Here is a 19,448-nt window from a genome sequence, read left to right as displayed (position 1 = left end):
AAAATGAAAGATAAAAAGTTTCGCAAGTATATTCGGTTGGCGAGAAAAGTTCAAAGTCTAGCAGAAAACTATCGGCAATTATCAGATCAAGAATTGCAAATGCAAACCATTCATTTTCGACAACAACTCGAACAGGGCAAAAAACTGGAGAGTTTACTCCCGCAAGCCTATGCTGTCGTTGTCGAAGCAGACCGTCGTGTCTTGGGAATGGAGCCTTATTTTGTTCAAATTCTTGGCGCAATTGCTCTTTTTTACGGCAATGTTGCTGAAATGAAAACCGGAGAAGGAAAAACATTGACCGCAACCATGCCGATGTATTTACATGGTCTGGGAGGCAAAGGCAATTTCTTGATTACTTCTAATACGTATTTAGCCTTGCGAGATATTGAAGAAACGGGAAAAGTCTATCGTTTTCTAGGACTAACCGTGGCTGCAGGTGTTCCTGAACATGAAGATGAAGGAGAAGAAATCGATAAAGAGGTGGTCTATGCAGCAGACATCGTCTATACGACGCATAGCGCACTGGGCTTTGACTATTTATTTGACAACTTGGCTGTTTCTCCAGACGAACAATATGTCACCCACTTCAATTATGTACTGATAGATGAAATCGATGCAATATTACTTGATATGGCGCAAACGCCATTGATCATTTCAGGAGCACCCAAAGTTCAGTCAAATTTTTTTACGCTATCTGATTGGTTTGTGAAAAGCTTGATTGAAGGTAAAGACTTTATGAGGAGTGAAAACAAACGTCACGCTTGGTTTACAGAAGCAGGCATAAAAAAAGCCGAAGACTACTTAGGTATTGAAACTATTCTTTCAGAAAAATGGAAAAGTCTTTACCGTCATTTAGTCATTGCCTTACGGGCCAATTATCTCTTACACTTAAACAAAGACTATGTTGTGGAGGACAACGAGATTCTTTTGCTTGATGAAGCAAATGGACGTAAGCTGATTGGAACAAAACTACAAGCTGGCCTTCATCAAGCAATCGAAGCGAAAGAAGGCGTAGAGATTACTACAGAGAGCCGATCCATGGGCTCCATTACCTACCAAAACCTATTCCGAAAATTTAAAATTTTGTCCGGAATGACTGGTACTGCCAAAACAGACGCCGACGAATTTCGAGAAACGTATGATATTGACGTAATCGAAATCCCGACAAATAAACCCATTCGCCGAAAAGATCATCAGGATCTGGTCTATGTGACCAATCAGTCGAAAATCATGGCTTCTTTAGAAGCAGTAAGAAATGCTTTGACGCAAGAACGCCCCGTATTGATTGAGACAGGATCAGTCTCAATGTCGACGTTATACTCCCTGATTCTCTTAAAGCATCGAATCCCTCATAATCTTTTAAACGCTACAACAGCGACCAAGGAATCCTGGATCATCTCAGAAGCTGGTAAAAAAGGTGCCGTAACTGTGGCTACTTCAATGGCTGGGCGTGGTACAGATATTAAACTGGAAGAAGACGCACGGGAAAATGGTGGTCTATTAGTAGTAGGAACTGAGCGGATGACCAGTGACCGAATTGACAATCAGCTTCGGGGCCGCTCTGGACGTCAAGGAGATCCGGGTGACAGTATTTTCTATGTATCTATGGAAGACAAAATCGTGGTTGAAAGTGCACCCAAATGGGCCGCCGACGAACGAGAATTATTAACTGAACAAGAAGAATTATCCAGTGATCTCACGCCCTTAAAAAAGAAAAAATACAATAAACTAATCAATCAGTCTCAAAGCAATCGCAAAAATCAAGAAATTGCCGGACGTCAAACGACGCTAGAATTTGACTCAATTATTACCATTCAAAGAGACAAAATGTACAGCATGAGAAACAGCATTATGAAAGGTACCCCTGTCGAGTTAGAAAACATCATTAATCAATGCATAGAAGAAACAATCAATCAATTCACCACTAAAAAAGAGAACCTAAATCAACAAGCGATCCTTGATTTTATCTTTAATAATTTGGACTATAATTTTGATGTTTTTGAAATCGAGAAACTAGATAAATTTAATAAGCGAACGGTCAAAAAATTTTTATTGGATCTGATTTCAGAGCGTTTGATTCACATTCAACAATTTATGCCAGATAGTTTCCAACAGCTGTTTTTCAAGCGAATCATTCTTTTAAAAGCCTTAGATACTCTTTGGATCGAACAATCAGACAACCTGCAACAATTGAAAACAGTCATCAATGGGCGAAACTGGGGACAACATCGCCCCATCTATGAATTTCAAGTAGAAGCACATCGTTCTTTTACTGAAATGCGTGAAGCCATTTATCTAGAAGCAGTCAGAAATTTATTATTATCCGAGTTGGTAAAAACAGAAGATGGTTCATTCGATGTTGAATTTCCATAGCCAATAAAAAAGCATCACAGTTAGTTTGCCTAACTGTGATGCTTTTTTATTTAATAGAAGTACTTTTATCATTTTAGAAGAGCTAGGAAATTTATCCTAGCTCTTCACAAAACAAAACTAACGAGTTACTCTGTTTCACGCTTTGCTTCATCTTTTTTCTTTTTCATTAAAGCAATAGCAGCTAACAGCGTGGCAATTCCAGCAAGAGACATTTGAATACCACTTGCATCAGATTCGCCAGTCTTAGGAAGAGTAGAACCAGTTGCACCGGTCGTATGACTCCCTACTTCTGTGTTGCCAATTGGCGTTATTGTATTTCCATTTACTCCATTGTTCTGATCAGAACTTGATGGTGTTGAAGTAGAGCCGCTGTTAGACTCACTTGCCGAAAGTGAATGATCTTGGCTAGTTGATTGTGATTGCAGCTCTGATAGACTCTCAGACAAGCTATTACTGTGATATTCACTGACGATATCAGAGTTGATATCACTTGTACTTGTGCTTAGCGAAGCAGAGTCACTCACGCTGGTACTATCGCTGATTGATTCACTAGCGCTCATGGAGACTGAATCTCGATCAGAGGCACTAAAGCTTTCACTCTGACTAGCCGAGTTGCTAGCGCTCAGACTGTCGCTTGTTGACCCTGAATCACTTGATTCGGCGCTAAGTGATACTGAATCACGTTCACTATCACTGATGCTGGTGCTTTCGCTTGCGGATTCACTTACGCTTGTACTGTCACTGATAGAAGTCGAATCACTTACACTTGCACTATTTGACATTGAATCACGTTCACTATCGCTGATGCTGGTGTTTTCGCTTGCTGATTCACTCACACTTAGGCTTTCGCTTGCTGAAGTCGAATCACTTACACTTGCACTATCAGACATTGAATCACGTTCACTATCGCTGATGCTGGTGCTTTCGCTAACAGATTCACTCACACTTAGGCTTTCGCTTGTTGAAGTCGAAGCACTTACACTTGCACTATCAGACATTGAACCACGTTCACTGTCACTAATGCTGGTACTTTCGCTAACAGATTCACTCACACTTGTACTGTCACTGGTTGAAGTCGAATCACTTACACTTGCACTATCAGACATTGAACCACGTTCACTGTCACTAATGCTAGTACTTTCACTAGCTGATTCGCTCATACTTGTACTGTCACTTTGACTGATTGATGTGCTCTCACTTGCAAAAATCGACTCACTTGTACTGAAGCTGCGGCTTTCTTCCGTAGAAATACTTGCGCTTTCAGACTCAGAATCACGAATGCTAGAACTGTTGCTTGTACTTTCAGAAGCGGAGGCTTGATCGCTCGTACTCATAGATTGACTCAAACTTGTACTGTCACTTGAACTAACCGATTCGGAATCTCGGACACTTTCACTTGTACTAATGCTTTCGCTAATGGAGGTTGATTCGCTAGGTGTAACTTCCGTACTATTCCGCTCGCTTTCGCTAGTACTGATGCTGACGCTAACTGATTCACTGGTGCTAGAGCTTTGTGAATCACTTGTCGAAGCACTCACACTTTGAGATTCAATCACTTCTTGTTTTTCGCTAAGCGATGTGCTGATTGATGCCGATTCGCTTAGACTTGTACTAGTAGATTGTGAAATGCTGGTGCTCTCACTAGCACTTGCTGAGACAGAATCATTTGTACTTGTACTGTCACTGGTTGAAAGGCTAGAACTGTTCGATCTTGAATATAGATCGCTTAAGCTATCACTTGCACTATCGCTATTGCTGAGTGATGTGCTTGCACTATCACTCGTACTGAAACTACGTGATTCGCTGGCACTTTCAGATCTAGATAGTAAATCACTTAGACTTGCGCTTAAACTTAAGCTGTTACTTACGCTCGTGCTACCGCTATAGCTTAGGCTATCACTTCTAGATTCACTTGCACTCTCTGATCTAGAAAGTAAATCACTTACACTCGTACTAGAACTTAAGCTGTCACTAGTTGATGTGCTCATGCTATTGCTTACACTATCACTCCGTGATTCGCTCGCACTGCTAGATTGAGAGTTCATTTCACTTAAACTTAAGCTAGAGCTGTTGCTGCCACTCAACGAAGTACTTGTGCTTTGGCTCAAGCTATTGCTCCGTGATTCACTGGCACTGGTTGAACGAGATAGTAATTCGCTCAAGCTAGTACTGCTACTTTCACTCGTACTAATTGATGTGCTGCTACTATAGCTTAGGCTATCACTCCGTGACTCGCTGGCACTGACTGATTGAGATAATTGTTCACTTAGACTTGTACTTGAACTCAAACTCGTGCTAGCTGAAGTACTTTGACTGAAACTATTACTTAGGCTATTACTTAAACTAATACCTTCGGAAAGTGAGTCACTTGTCAATTGGCTCAAACTATTACTCAAACTGTAGCTGTCGCTCGCACTAGTTGACGATGAATCACTTAATGAACTGCTAGTACTTGTGCTGAGACTTAGACTCGCAGAAGTACTACTACTGTAGCTTTGACTTTCACTTGCTAGTGATCTGCTTTCTGAAAGACTATCGCTATTGCTCAAGCTAGCACTGATTGACGATGAGTCGCTCATTGATGTACTGATACTCAAGCTTTCACTCATACTTTCAGAAGCACTATTACTAATACTTGTACTATCGCTAGTACTTGTACTTATGCTTGCTGAGGTGCTGCTACTGTAGCTAGTACTGTCACTAGTACTTAGACTAATACTTGCTGAGGTACTGCTGCTAAAGCTTTCACTCATACTTGAACGTGAATCACTAATTGACGTACTCAAACTATTCGATTCACTATTACTGCTACTTGTACTAATTGAAGCAGAGTCACTAACCGAAGTACTGACACTAGTACTCATGCTCAAGCTGGCTGAAGTACTGCTGCTATAGCTTTGACTTTCACTAGTCCGTGAATCGCTCACAGACGTACTAATGCTTGTTGATTCACTATTACTTGTACTTGTGCTACCGCTGTAGCTTGCAGAGTCGCTTGCACTTTGTGACATTAAACCACTAGTACTCAATGATGATGAATCACTTAGTGAAGTACTAATACTTGCTGACTCACTGTTACTAATACTTGTACTTACTGATAATGAGTCACTCAATGACGTACTCGTACTTGTTGACTCACTGTTGCTTACACTTGTGCTGCCACTAAAGCTTGTAGAATCGCTCGCACTTAATGACAACGAAGTACTTGTGCTTAGAGATAACGAGTCACTGATCGACGTACTTGCACTTGTCGAGTCACTGTTGCTTACACTTGTACTTAGCGATGATGAATCACTGATTGATGTGCTTGTACTTGCTGATTCACTGTTACTGATACTTGTACTTACTGATAACGAATCGCTGATCGACGTGCTTGTACTTGTCGAGTCACTGTTGCTTACACTTGTACTTAGCGATGATGAATCACTTAATGACGTACTTACACTTGTGGAATCGCTACTGCTAACACTTGTGCTTCCGCTAAAGCTTGCAGAATCACTCGCACTTAGAGATGTCGAAACACTTGTACTCAATGATGATGAATCACTGATTGATGTGCTTGTACTTGCTGATTCACTGTTACTGATGCTTGTACTTACAGACAATGAATCGCTGATCGACGTGCTAGTGCTTGTTGACTCACTAATACTTGTAGATGTTGATTCGCTCACTGACGTACTTGCACTTGTCGATTCACTAGTACTTACGCTTGTGCTACCACTAAAGCTTGTAGAATCACTCGCACTTAGGGATGCTGAAATACTTGTGCTCAATGATGATGAATCACTGATTGATGTGCTCGTACTTGCTGATTCACTGTTACTGATGCTTGTACTTACAGACAATGAATCGCTGATCGACGTGCTCGTACTTGTCGAGTCACTGTTGCTTACACTTGTACTTAGCGATGATGAATCACTTAATGACGTACTTACACTTGTGGACTCGCTACTGCTAACACTTGTGCTTCCGCTAAAGCTTGCTGAATCACTCGCACTTAGAGATGTCGAAACACTTGTACTCAATGACAATGAATCACTGATTGATGTGCTCAGGCTTGTTGATTCACTGTTACTAATGCTTGTACTTACAGATAATGAATCGCTGATCGACGTGCTCGTACTTGTGGAATCACTGTTGCTTAGACTTGTGCTGCCACTAAAGCTTGTAGAATCGCTCGCACTTAATGATGTCGAAATGCTTGCACTTTGTGATGATGAGTCACTGATCGATGTGCTCAAGCTTGTCGACTCACTAACGCTTGTAGATGATGATTCGCTCACTGACGTACTTGAGCTTGTCGACTCACTGTTGCTTACGCTTGTGCTGCCACTGTAACTTGCTGAATCACTCGCACTTAGGGATGCTGAAATACTTGTACTCAATGATAGTGAATCACTGATCGACGTACTTGTACTTGTTGATTCACTATTACTTACACTTGTGCTACCACTAAAGCTTGCTGAATCACTAGCACTTAGAGATGTCGAAACACTTGTACTCAATGATAATGAATCACTGATTGATGTGCTCAAGCTTGTTGACTCACTAACGCTTGTAGATGTTGATTCGCTCACTGACGTACTTGCGCTTGTCGACTCACTGTTGCTTACGCTTGTGCTACCACTAAAGCTTGCTGATTCACTCGCACTTAGGGATGTCGAAATGCTTGTGCTCAACGATGATGAATCACTGATTGACGTACTTTCACTTGCTGATTCACTGTTACTGATACTTGTACTTACAGACATTGAATCGCTAATCGACGTGCTGGTGCTTGTCGACTCACTATTACTTACACTTGTGCTGCCACTAAAGCTTGCTGATTCGCTGTTACTGATGCTTGTACTTACTGATAATGAATCGCTAATCGACGTGCTCGTACTTGTGGACTCACTATTACTTACACTTGTGCTGCCACTAAAGCTTGCTGAATCACTCGCACTTAGAGATGTCGAAATGCTTGTGCTCAATGATGATGAATCACTGACTGATGTGCTCAGGCTTGCTGATTCACTGTTACTGATGCTTGTACTTACTGATAATGAATCGCTGATCGACGTGCTCGTACTTGTGGACTCACTGTTGCTTACACTTGTGCTGCCGCTAAAGCTTGCTGAATCACTCGCACTTAATGATGCCGAAATGCTTGTACTCAATGATGCAGAATCGCTGATTGACGTACTTTCACTTGCTGATTCGCTGTTACTGATGCTTGTACTTACTGATAATGAATCGCTAATCGACGTGCTCGTACTTGTGGAATCACTATTACTTACACTTGTGCTACCACTATAGCTTGCTGAATCACTCGCACTTAGAGATGTCGAAATACTTGTGCTCAATGATGATGAATCACTGACTGATGTGCTCAGGCTTGCTGATTCACTGTTACTGATGCTTGTACTTACTGATAATGAATCGCTGATCGATGTGCTGGTGCTTGTCGACTCACTAATACTTGTAGATGTTGATTCACTACTTGACGTACTTGCACTTGTCGAATCACTGTTACTTACACTTGTGCTACCGCTAAAGCTTGCTGAATCACTCGCACTTAATGATGCCGAAATGCTTGTACTCAATGATGCAGAATCGCTGATTGACGTACTTTCACTTGCTGATTCGCTGTTACTGATACTTGTACTTACTGATAACGAATCGCTGATCGATGTGCTGGTGCTTGTCGACTCACTAATACTTGTAGATGTTGATTCACTACTTGACGTACTTGCACTTGTCGAATCACTGTTACTTACACTTGTGCTACCGCTAAAGCTTGCTGAATCACTCGCACTTAGGGATGTCGAAATGCTTGTACTCAATGATGATGAATCACTGATCGATGTGCTTAGGCTTGTTGACTCACTAATGCTTGTAGATGTTGATTCGCTCGATGACGTACTTGCGCTTGTGGAATCACTGTTACTTACACTTGTACTGCCGCTAAAGCTTGCAGAATCACTCGCACTTAGGGATGTCGAAATGCTTGTACTCAATGATGCAGAATCGCTGATTGACGTACTTTCACTTGCTGATTCGCTGTTACTGATACTTGTACTTACTGATAACGAATCGCTGATCGATGTGCTGGTGCTTGTCGACTCACTAATACTTGTAGATGTTGATTCACTACTTGACGTACTTGCACTTGTCGAATCACTGTTACTTACACTTGTGCTACCGCTAAAGCTTGCTGAATCACTCGCACTTAGGGAAGAAGAAACACTTGTACTCAATGATGATGAATCACTGATCGATGTGCTTAGGCTTGTTGACTCACTAATGCTTGTAGATGTTGATTCGCTCGATGACGTACTTGCGCTTGTGGAATCACTGTTACTTACACTTGTACTGCCGCTAAAGCTTGCAGAATCACTCGCACTTAGGGATGTCGAAATGCTTGTACTCAATGATGCAGAATCGCTGATTGACGTACTTTCACTTGTTGATTCGCTGTTACTGATACTTGTACTTACTGATAACGAATCGCTGATCGATGTGCTGGTGCTTGTTGACTCACTAATGCTTGCAGATGTTGATTCACTGCTTGACGTACTTGCGCTTGTCGAATCACTGTTACTTACACTTGTGCTACCGCTAAAGCTTGCTGATTCACTCGCACTTAGGGAAGATGAAACACTTGTACTCAATGATAATGAATCGCTGATCGAGGTGCTCAAGCTTGTCGACTCACTGATACTTGTAGATGTTGATTCACTACTTGACGTACTTGCACTTGTCGACTCACTGTTACTTACACTTGTGCTACCGCTAAAGCTTGCTGATTCACTCGCACTTAGGGAAGATGAAACACTTGTACTCAATGATAATGAGTCGCTGATCGAGGTGCTTGTGCTTGTGGATTCACTAATACTTACAGATGTTGATTCACTCACTGACGTACTTGCACTTGCCGAATCACTGTTACTGATACTTGTACTTACTGATAACGAATCGCTGATCGATGTGCTGGTGCTTGTCGACTCACTAATACTTGTAGATGTTGATTCACTACTTGAGGTACTTGCGCTTGTGGAATCACTGTTGCTTACACTTGTGCTACCGCTAAAGCTTGCTGAATCACTCGCACTTAGGGATGTCGAAATGCTTGTACTCAATGATGCAGAATCGCTGATTGACGTACTTTCACTTGTTGACTCACTAATACTTACTGAAAGTGAATTACTTGCAGATATACTTTCGCTTGCCGAATCGCTATTACTTACACTCGTACTGCCGCTATAACTTGCTGAATCACTCGCACTTAGGGATGTCGAAACACTTGTGCTCAATGATGATGAATCACTAATCGAGGTGCTCAGGCTTGTTGACTCACTAATACTTACTGAAAGTGAATTACTTGCAGATATACTTTCGCTTGCCGAATCGCTATTACTTACGCTCGTACTGCCGCTATAACTTGCAGAGTCACTTGCACTTAATGATGTCGAAATGCTGGCACTCAATGAGGATGAATCACTAAGCGAGGTACTCAAACTCATTGACTCACTGTTACTTAATGATAATGAATCGCTAACTGATGTGCTGGTACTGATTGACTCGCTAATACTTACAGATGTTGATGCACTAGCTGACGTACTTACACTTGTGGAATCACTGTTACTTACACTTGTGCTGCCACTGAAACTTGCTGATTCGCTAGTAGACTCACTATTGCTTTCACTAATGCTCAATGACATCGACGTACTAATTGAATTTGAGATCGAGTCTGATTCCGATAAACTTTCTGATAAACTCATGCTGGCACTCAATGAATCAGAAATAGATTCGCTGAAACTAATGCTCTCACTAAGCGAAGAAGAATCAGATTCACTAATTGCGACCGATAATGATTCTGATGCTGAAATACTTTCTGATACTGAATCACTCTCTGACAATGACAGTGAAGTGGATTCACTGAGTGATTGCGAGAGTGAAACTGATACTGACTCAGATAAAGATAAACTTTCAGAATCACTTGTACTGTTACTCAATGATCCAGAAACAGAGGCACTAAAGCTAGAACTATCACTTTCTGAATCTGACTCAGAAACACTAGCTGATATGGATAACGATTCTGATGCTGAAAGGCTTTCTGACATTGAATCACTATCCGACAATGAAATCGATGTTGAAATACTTTCAGACAGGGATTCTGATAAAGATTCTGAATCACTAAGCGAAATTGAAAGAGACATTGATTCACTTTCTGAGATAGAGGTCGATGACGAGTCACTCTCTGAGTCCGACACTGAAATAGATTCACTTGTTGAAAGAGACGCTGATTCTGAGTCACTCAATGAGATCGAAACCGATTCTGAATCACTTAAAGAAGTTGAAGTAGAGATTGATGTTGATAATGATTCAGATGTCGAATCATTCATATCAGATTCACTTTCTGAAATAGACGATGACAATGAGTCACTCTCTGATTCTGAAACTGAAACAGACTCACTCATTGATGTAGACATTGATTCTGAATCACTAACAGAGATCGATTCTGATAAAGAGTCACTTTCTGAAATCGATTGAGAAAGAGAAACACTTTCTGATTCTGAAGTAGAAGTAATAATGGATTCTGATAATGATTCACTTCCCGAAACAGACTCTGAAGTAGACAAAGATACCGGATCTTGTTCATAATTGACCGTGAACATCTGAGGTGAAGAATCCATTTGAGATGCTCCATTGCTGGTGGTATCAAAAGTTTGATTGGCAGCCATAGCTTCCGCTAATGTATTGTAGACTACTCCATCTGGTCCTGTAACCGTATAAATATATCCATTTCTCTCTAAATCTGCATCTGTTACACCAAGAGTGATACTTTCGTTTGAAACGCCAGAAGTACCATATTTTCCAACAGTGACTGTTCCCGGGATTTGCTCAAATGCTTCCCCTGTAGCAGGATCTGATTCCGGTTGATTATTTCCAACGACACCGACTTCTTGATAAGACGGATAGAGAGTGATCGTAATAAACTGTTGATCACTATCTGTCGTACTACCATTATTGCTAGTATTATCAAAAACAAATGTCCCTGTTTGATCTGCATAATAACCGGTTTGAGTGAGGTAATCCGCAATTAAATCCTCATAACTTATTTCTTGGCCGGTCGTCCCATTGATGGCAACTGTGCCAGTTTGGTTTTGTAATGGACGACCATCTGAATTAACAAATGTTACATTGACTGTTTGTGTATCTGCTACAACGTAAATAGTGGTTAGACTCGCACTTGTTCCTACTGTAGTAGATCCAGGCTGTACATTGCCATTTAATACTGCACCTGTTGCATAATAGTAACCAGGAGGTAAATTCGTCGAAGTATAGTAACTATTGGTCCAATCAATAACATTCCCGTAGTTTGCAGGAACTCTATCTGTTCCTGAAGCTTCGGTACCAGCATTCATGTACTCAGAAGAAATCACTTGACCTGTCTTAACGTCAACATATTGGTACTGAACCGAATTATTAGCAACACCGTATACATAAATATTATAGGTATAATTGGTGTTTTCCATCGGAACGATCGCAACTGTCGCTTGTCCATAACTATCCCCATTATCGGCATTAGTCGTACTATCTCCGCCACTTTGGCCATCGTTTTTCGCAGAACTAGCGACTTGAGTACCAATTGCCCACATATAATTATCAGGCATTAGATCATTGGCATACTCCAACGTTTGCAAATCAAGATACTCACCAATGTAATTAACGTCTGGATCAATTGGCATATCAACAGTTTTGATAATATTGCCATACTGATCAACATAGTTTACAGTTACAGTTCCTGGTGCAATAGCAACAGTTGCTAATTCACGGGTAGAAGTATCTACAATATTAGATGTAGTAACATTTCCAGCCGTATCTTTAATGGTGGTTGTCGTACCTGAAATAGTCATCTCTACGAATTTTAAGTTACGGTTTCCTTCTGGAGCAGCGGTTTGGCTACTGCTGCCCTGCCATGTACTAATCTGAGAATTATTCATGACAAATGTTCCCGAACCTGTAATCAATCGGCCAGCCGAAACAGCTCCTGAAGAAGTTAAACGTGCTAAGTGCAATGCTCGCGGTGAAATAAAGCGAATGGTTGCGCCAGAATCAACGTTTACAACAGTATTGGCATTCCATTGTTGCAAATCAAGTACCGTTCCTGCATTAAATGTAACAACCGCTCTATTTGTGACATTCAGCGAGTTAGAACCTACTGTACGCGTAGCCGTCATTTGTAAATTTTGTCCAAAAGTTGCAGTTCGGTCATTTGATTGACTTCCTGAATAACGAGAAAAATCAAGGAGCATTTGGAAGCCGTCTTGTTTCCAGGTTACGTCATCTCCAACAGTGATTGAGTTAAATCCATAATAGACAAGGGGATAGTTGTTACTATTATAGGTACTAAGTTCGTTCCCAATAATTGTCGCTCCATCACCTACTTTAAAGGTATGGTTGAATCCTGTATCACTCGCATTGTTCCCTCGGATGGCCATATAGTAAAACATGGAATAACCAGTGGTACCAGCTGTTCGATTCAACTCTACATGGGATCCGTTAGCGATAGCTACTTCCCCAATTTGCATCAATTCTTGTTTTACATTGGCAACGATTTTGCCTGATAAAGTCACTTGACTATCCTCAGCATCCAGTAGTCGTCGTGGTTGATAAGCAGTATCTGTTCCGCTAACACCATCTCGTCCTTCGAGAGTGACATTATCGATATTGAAGTACCAGTATCCATAACCACCTGTTGCCGACCTTGAATCGATCACAGCGTCCGCTGTACCTGTCCCACTGTCTCCTGAGTTGGTGCCTGACTGCCAATGAATCAAGTTAATATTTGTGATCGTAAAAATAGAACCGCGAACCGTAGAACTTGCCCCTACATTAAACGCTGCTCCTGCCATATTGACTGTAAAACCATTCCCGTCAATAATCACACTCGTTTCGCGCCAACCCAAATCACGAGTTGCCACATTGGTAGCCGCTGTAATATTGGCGGTTACCTCGATATAGGTAATCGAAGAATTTCCATATGCTGCTTTTAAGGTAGCCCAGTCAGTAACTGCGGCATAAGTGCCATTAGCAATAGCGGTTTGCTTATATAAATCTTTATTCTTCACTTGGTCTGGCACATCAACTGTTACCCCAGAAGGTGAATTGGTTTTATTTCCATCATTGATTGCCTGCTCAAATTCTTCTCGACCCATATCCGGATCTGCAGAAACATTGATTTTAATGATCTGCCCCGATTGGGTGGTAATTGCAAAACTTGCAATCAAATTATTGGCACTAGCATATTGTTGCGCTGCCCGTATCAAAGATGTACTTGGTGAATTGCCATCTTTGACTACTATCTCTAATGAATTCGTTGTAGTGTCAACCGACGCTTGTACTTTCTTCGGCACTAATTGATCAAAGAGATCTTGTGCTTTTTGCGATTCTACTTTATTTTTTTCGGAGACTGTTTGTTTTGGTGGGTTCTTTTGACTTACTGACGTTGAATGAGAGACGCTGGTAGATCGTGACATCGATAGACTAGTCGATTCTGATGCACTTGACGACAACGAACCACTTTCTGAAATCGAGGTACTTTCTGAGATACTCAAACTCTCTGATTCAGACACACTCTCCTCCTCGGAAAGGCTCATTGATTCAGAAGTGCTTTGGGATTCTTCAATAGTGGTAACATTGTTTTCAATTTCTGAATCACTCACACTCTGTGATTCGGTTAAACTAGTTGACTCTGTTGCACTTTGTGACTGGGTAATACTTTCGGATTCAGAAAAACTATCCGATGGCTGTGTGCTTTCAGATTGAGAAGTAGCTTCACTTTCTTGTGTCGATGAAGCCGGTATTTTGGTCGTCGTTTTATTTGCCAAGACATTCTCGGCATTTGCTTCTTTACTTGCATCTAATGGCGGTGTGATTTCTGAAGCATGTGCCACGATTGGCGCGATACTCAATCCAGCAATGCCAGTAAAAGAAGTGATCGTTGCATAGACCCAATGTTTTCCGCTTTTATACATCTTGTAGCGTTCACTTTTATTGGAGCGTAACAACTTTCGATAATTATTCTTTTTACTCATTACGTTTATTTTTCTCCCCTTTCGTAAAAATGTTTTATAAACTTCCCCAAGTCCTATTTATTTAGAAGATAGGATAACTAATTATTTCATAGCTAGTAAAAAAGTTACGTTTTGTCCCAGAATCGGGACAAAAAAAAGCAACCTCTCCAATAGAAGAGGTTACTCCACTTGAAATTCCTGTTGGACAAGCTTTAAAGCAGCTGCGATCGTATCGTCCATATCATAATAGCGATAGCTGGCTAGGCGCCCACCAAACAAACAATTTTTTTGCTGTTGCGCTAATTTTTCATATTTGCGATACAATGCATTATTGCTTTGATCGTTAATTGGGTAGTAAGGAATATCTCCTTTCTTCCACTCTTTCGGGTATTCTTTAGTGATAACTGTTCTTTTTGACACCACTGGACAAAAATGTTTATGCTCAATGATTCGCGTATAGGGCGTTTGACTGTCTGTAAAGTTCATGACGGCTGTTCCTTGGTAATTATCCGTGTTATAGACTTCAGTTTCAAAATGTAAAGACCGATAGGCCAACTCGCCATAACAATAATCGAAATATTGATCAATCATTCCAGTATAAACAATGTTCTTAGAAGAGGCTTCATGTCGTGTGCGATCTGCAAAAAAATCAGTCTCTAAAGAAACATCAATCAGTGGATGTGTAAGCATTTTTTGAATCATTTGTGTATAACCCAATTTAGGTATTCCTTGAAAAATATCCGTAAAATAATTGTTGTTAAAGGTATACCGGATCGGCAGCCTTTTGATAATAAAAGAAGGAAGAAGATCACATTCTCGTCCCCACTGTTTTTCAGTGTAGCCTTTGATCAGCTTATGATAGATGTCTGGTCCGACTAAAGAAAGAGCCTGTTCTTCTAAATTTCGTGGTCTTTTTATTCTTGTCTTTTCAATTTGAGTCATTATTTTGGTACGAGCTTCAGCAGGATTTTTGGTTCCCCATAGTTGGTAAAATGTGTTCATATTAAAAGGAAGATTATATAGCTCGCCTTGATAGTTTGCAATAGGAGCATGAATGTAGGGATAGAATTCAGTAAACTGATTGATATAGTCCCAAATTTTTTTACTCGATGTATGAAAAATATGCGCACCATATTTATGCACGTCGATTCCTGCTTGTTTTTCTGTATAACAATTACCGCCAATATGTGTCCGTTTTTCCAACATTTTGACTGTATGTCCCCGTTTCGCTGCTTCATGAGCAAAAACTGAGCCAAAAAGACCTGTACCAACGATCAAATAATCATAAGCCATTTTTTTCTCCTAAAAACTATTTTCTTCTATTATAGGATTTTGATAAGTCAGAACTATAATTTCTTTTTTTTGAAAAAGAAAATAAAGAAGAAATGACTACCTTCTGTTATCTTAAATGATTGGTCATTGTCTGCACTGAATGAATCGAGACAACAAAAAAGCTCTGAAATCGCAGCAGCTGACTGTTAAATCAACCGCTGCTCTTTCAGAGCAAAGCAATAATCGAAAGATTATTTATTTTTTAAGTTGTAGAAAGCTTGCAAGCCTTTGTATTCAGCAACTTCACCAAGTTGGTCTTCGATACGTAGTAATTGGTTGTATTTTGCAATACGGTCAGTACGTGAAAGAGAACCAGTTTTGATTTGGCCAGCGTTTGTTGCAACAGCGATATCAGAGATTGTTGAATCTTCTGTTTCACCTGAACGGTGAGAAACTACTGCAGTGTAACCAGCTTCTTTCGCCATTTCGATAGCATTGAATGTTTCAGTCAATGTACCGATTTGGTTAACTTTGATAAGGATTGAGTTACCGATACCGTTTTTGATTCCTTTTTCAAGGATTTCAGTATTTGTAACAAACAAGTCATCCCCTACTAATTGAACTTTGTCGCCTAAGCGTTCAGTTAATAGTTTCCAACCATCCCAATCGTTTTCATCCATACCGTCTTCGATAGTGATGATTGGGTATTTGTTAACTAATTCTTCTAAGTAGTCAACTTGTTCAGCAGCAGTACGTTTTACGCCGTTTTCGCCTTCAAATTTAGAGTAGTCGTAAACACCGTTTTCGTAGAATTCTGATGATGCACAGTCAAATCCTAGGTATACATCTTTACCTGGTTCTAAACCAGCAGCTTTGATTGCTTCTAAGATTGTTTCAACACCGTCTTCAGTTCCTTCAAAACGAGGAGCGAAACCACCTTCGTCACCTACTGAAGTTTCTAAACCACGTTTAGACAAGATTGATTTCAAAGCGTGGAATACTTCAGTACCCCAACGTAAGCCTTCTTTGAATGTAGGTGCGCCTACAGGCAAGATCATGAATTCTTGGAAAGCGATTGGTGCGTCTGAGTGAGAACCACCGTTGATGATGTTCATCATAGGAGTTGGCAATACTTTTGTATTGAATCCGCCTAAGTAGTGGTATAAAGGTACTTCTAGGTAATCAGCAGCTGCACGAGCAACAGCGATAGAAACACCAAGAATCGCGTTTGCGCCTAATTTGCCTTTGTTAGGAGTTCCGTCTAAAGCGATCATTGCTTTATCGATAGCCATTTGGTCACGGACATCGTAGCCGATGATAGCTTCTGCAATGATGTTATTTACATTGTCAACTGCTTTCGTTACACCTTTACCGCCATAACGAGCTTTGTCGCCATCACGTAATTCAACTGCTTCGTGTTCACCTGTTGAAGCTCCTGAAGGAACCATTCCGCGGCCGAAAGCACCTGATTCTGTGTAGACTTCTACTTCGATAGTTGGGTTACCACGTGAGTCTAAGACTTCGCGTGCGTAAACATCAGTAATAATTGACATGTTTTGTCTCTCCTTTGAGTTTGTTTTATCTTAAGGGGAATACCCCTTGCGAACAACTTAATTGTAGTGAAAAAATCACGATTCTGCAAATGTTATTTTCATGAAAATGAAATTATTTTACAGCATCTAATAATGCTAGGAATGAATCAGCTTGCAAGCTTGCGCCGCCAACTAATGCTCCGTCAACATTTTCTTTTGCCATGTATTCAGCAATGTTTTCAGGTTTTACAGAACCGCCGTATTGGATACGCACGCTATCTGAAACTTCTTTGCCGTATAATTTTTCAACGGTTTTGCGGACAACGCCACAAATTTCGTCTGCGATGTTTGCATCCGCTGATTTACCAGTACCGATTGCCCAGATTGGTTCGTAAGCAATCACAAGATTACTTACTTGACCGTCTGTTAAACCGTCTAAGCCAGCAGTGATTTGTCCTTCGATCCACTCCGCTGTTTTGCCAGCTTCATAGGTTTCTAAAGATTCACCACAGCATAGGATTGGAATCATGCCGTTTGCAAAGATTGCTTTGGCTTTTTTGTTGATGTCTTCATCTGTCTCATGGAAGTATTCACGACGTTCTGAATGGCCGATGATGACATAGTCAACACCTAGATCTGCTAAAGCTGCTGGTGAAGTTTCGCCAGTAAAGGCACCTTCATTTTCCCAGTAGCTGTTTTGAGCAGCAATTTTTAATTCTGTTCCTTCAGCAGCATTCACTAATGTTTCTAAGAATAAAGCTGGCGAACCGATCACAGAGTCAACTGTCTCGTTGCTAGGAATTTTTGTTTTGACTGCTTCAGCAAATTCTTTTGCTTCTTTCGCAGTTTTGTTCATTTTCCAGTTTCCGGCAATAATTGGTTTGCGCATGTTCTGGCACTCCTTTTCGTTATCAAGCGTGCAAAGGAGATTCTTTGCACGGCTTGTCATTGATTATTTATCGTTGATCGCAGCTAGGCCAGGAAGTGTTTTTCCTTCTAGCAATTCAAGGCTGGCACCGCCACCTGTTGAGATGTGGGTAAATTTGTCAGCAAACCCTAATTGTTCTGCTGCAGCTGCAGAGTCACCGCCACCGATGATCGTTGTTGCATCTTCAAGGTTGGCAATTGCTTCACAAACACCAATCGTACCGTTTGCGAAGTTAGACATTTCAAACACACCCATAGGTCCGTTCCAAACGACTGTTTTTGCGCCTTTTAATGTTTCAGCAAACAAAGCGATGGTTTCAGGTCCGATATCTAAGCCCATTTGTCCTTCAGGAACATCACCAGTATGTTCTTCTGTTGGGACATCATTTGAAAATTCAGCAGCAGTGATTGAATCAACTGGTAATACTAATTTATCGCCAGCTTTTTCGATCAATTCTTTTGCTAATTCTACTTTATCTGCTTCCACAAGAGAATTACCGATTTCCATGCCTTTTGCTTTGTAGAACGTATACGTCATTCCGCCGCCGATCAAGATTTTGTCTGCTTTAGGAATCAAGTTTTCGATTACGCCGATTTTATCAGATACTTTTGCTCCACCAAGAATCGCGATCATTGGACGTTTTGGTTCTTCGACTGCTTCCCCGATGAATTTGATTTCTTTTTCCATTAAGAAACCAGCAACTGTTGGGATACCTGTTGAAGCGATCCCTACGTTTGAAGCGTGTGCGCGGTGTGCGGTACCAAAGGCATCATTTACAAAAACATCGCCTAAAGAAGCCCAGTATTTGCCTAGTTCAGGATCGTTTTTGCTTTCTTTTTTGCCATCGATGTCTTCGAAACGAGTGTTTTCAAAAACAACGACATCGCCATCTTGCATGTTGTTGATCGCTGTTTCTAATTTTTCGCCGCGGGTTTCATCAATGAAAGTTACTTCTTTGCCTAATAATTCGCCAAGACGTTTCGCAACTGGCGCTAAAGATTTTCCAGCTTTATCTGCTTCTTCTTTCACACGACCTAAGTGTGAGAAAAGAATTGCTTTTCCGCCGTTTTCGATCACATAATTGATTGTTGGTAATGCTGCTTTGATCCGTGTATCATCTCCGATCACTCCATCTTTCAATGGAACGTTGAAGTCCACACGTACAAGAACTTTTTTATCTTTTAAATCGATATCTTGAACTGTCATTTTAGCCATGAACAGATTCCTCCTAGCATAATTGTTAAAAAAAGCGGAGAAGCGCGATGCTTCCCCGCTTTCTCT

General features: G+C 40.8%; 6 protein-coding genes. 1 reads left to right on the top strand and 5 read right to left on the bottom strand.

Annotated features, from left to right (window positions below):
- Window positions 1-3 precede the first annotated feature (3 nt).
- A complete protein-coding gene (gene secA2 / locus IGI89_RS09225) occupies window positions 4-2,373 on the top strand; it encodes an accessory Sec system translocase SecA2 (RefSeq protein WP_438735566.1) in 2,370 nt (789 codons plus the stop codon).
- A 125-nt stretch (window positions 2,374-2,498) separates the two neighbouring features.
- On the opposite strand, the gene IGI89_RS09220 is transcribed toward secA2, so the two are convergent.
- The 5 genes from IGI89_RS09220 to IGI89_RS09200 all read right to left on the bottom strand — a co-directional run bounded on the left by IGI89_RS09220 (window position 2,499) and on the right by IGI89_RS09200 (window position 19,382).
- On the bottom strand, window positions 2,499-14,456 hold the full coding sequence (locus IGI89_RS09220) for a KxYKxGKxW signal peptide domain-containing protein (protein WP_438735565.1): 11,958 nt from the start codon (window positions 14,454-14,456) through the stop codon (window positions 2,499-2,501).
- 159 nt (window positions 14,457-14,615) lie between these two features.
- Window positions 14,616-15,728 (bottom strand): UDP-galactopyranose mutase, encoded by a 1,113-nt coding sequence (glf, locus tag IGI89_RS09215; RefSeq protein WP_005234362.1) that lies wholly within the window; start codon window positions 15,726-15,728, stop codon window positions 14,616-14,618.
- 230 nt (window positions 15,729-15,958) lie between these two features.
- A complete protein-coding gene (eno, locus tag IGI89_RS09210) occupies window positions 15,959-17,260 on the bottom strand; it encodes a surface-displayed alpha-enolase (protein ID WP_005234360.1) in 1,302 nt (433 codons plus the stop codon).
- 112 nt (window positions 17,261-17,372) lie between these two features.
- The gene (tpiA, locus tag IGI89_RS09205; protein WP_008380860.1) at window positions 17,373-18,128 is read right to left on the bottom strand and encodes a triose-phosphate isomerase; all 756 of its coding nucleotides are present in this window, start codon (window positions 18,126-18,128) and stop codon (window positions 17,373-17,375) included.
- 63 nt (window positions 18,129-18,191) lie between these two features.
- Window positions 18,192-19,382 carry a phosphoglycerate kinase gene (locus IGI89_RS09200; RefSeq protein WP_008380859.1) on the bottom strand — a complete coding sequence of 397 codons (1,191 nt, stop codon included), beginning with the start codon at window positions 19,380-19,382 and terminating at the stop codon, window positions 18,192-18,194.
- Between the last annotated feature and the right edge of the window lie 66 nt (window positions 19,383-19,448).

Source organism: Enterococcus sp. AZ141, from assembly GCF_051714385.1.
GTDB classification, from domain to species: Bacteria; Bacillota; Bacilli; order Lactobacillales; family Enterococcaceae; genus Enterococcus_D; species Enterococcus_D entomosocium.
The sequence above is the reverse complement of the archived record's forward strand: the minus strand, read 5'-3'. Positions and strand labels throughout refer to the sequence as shown.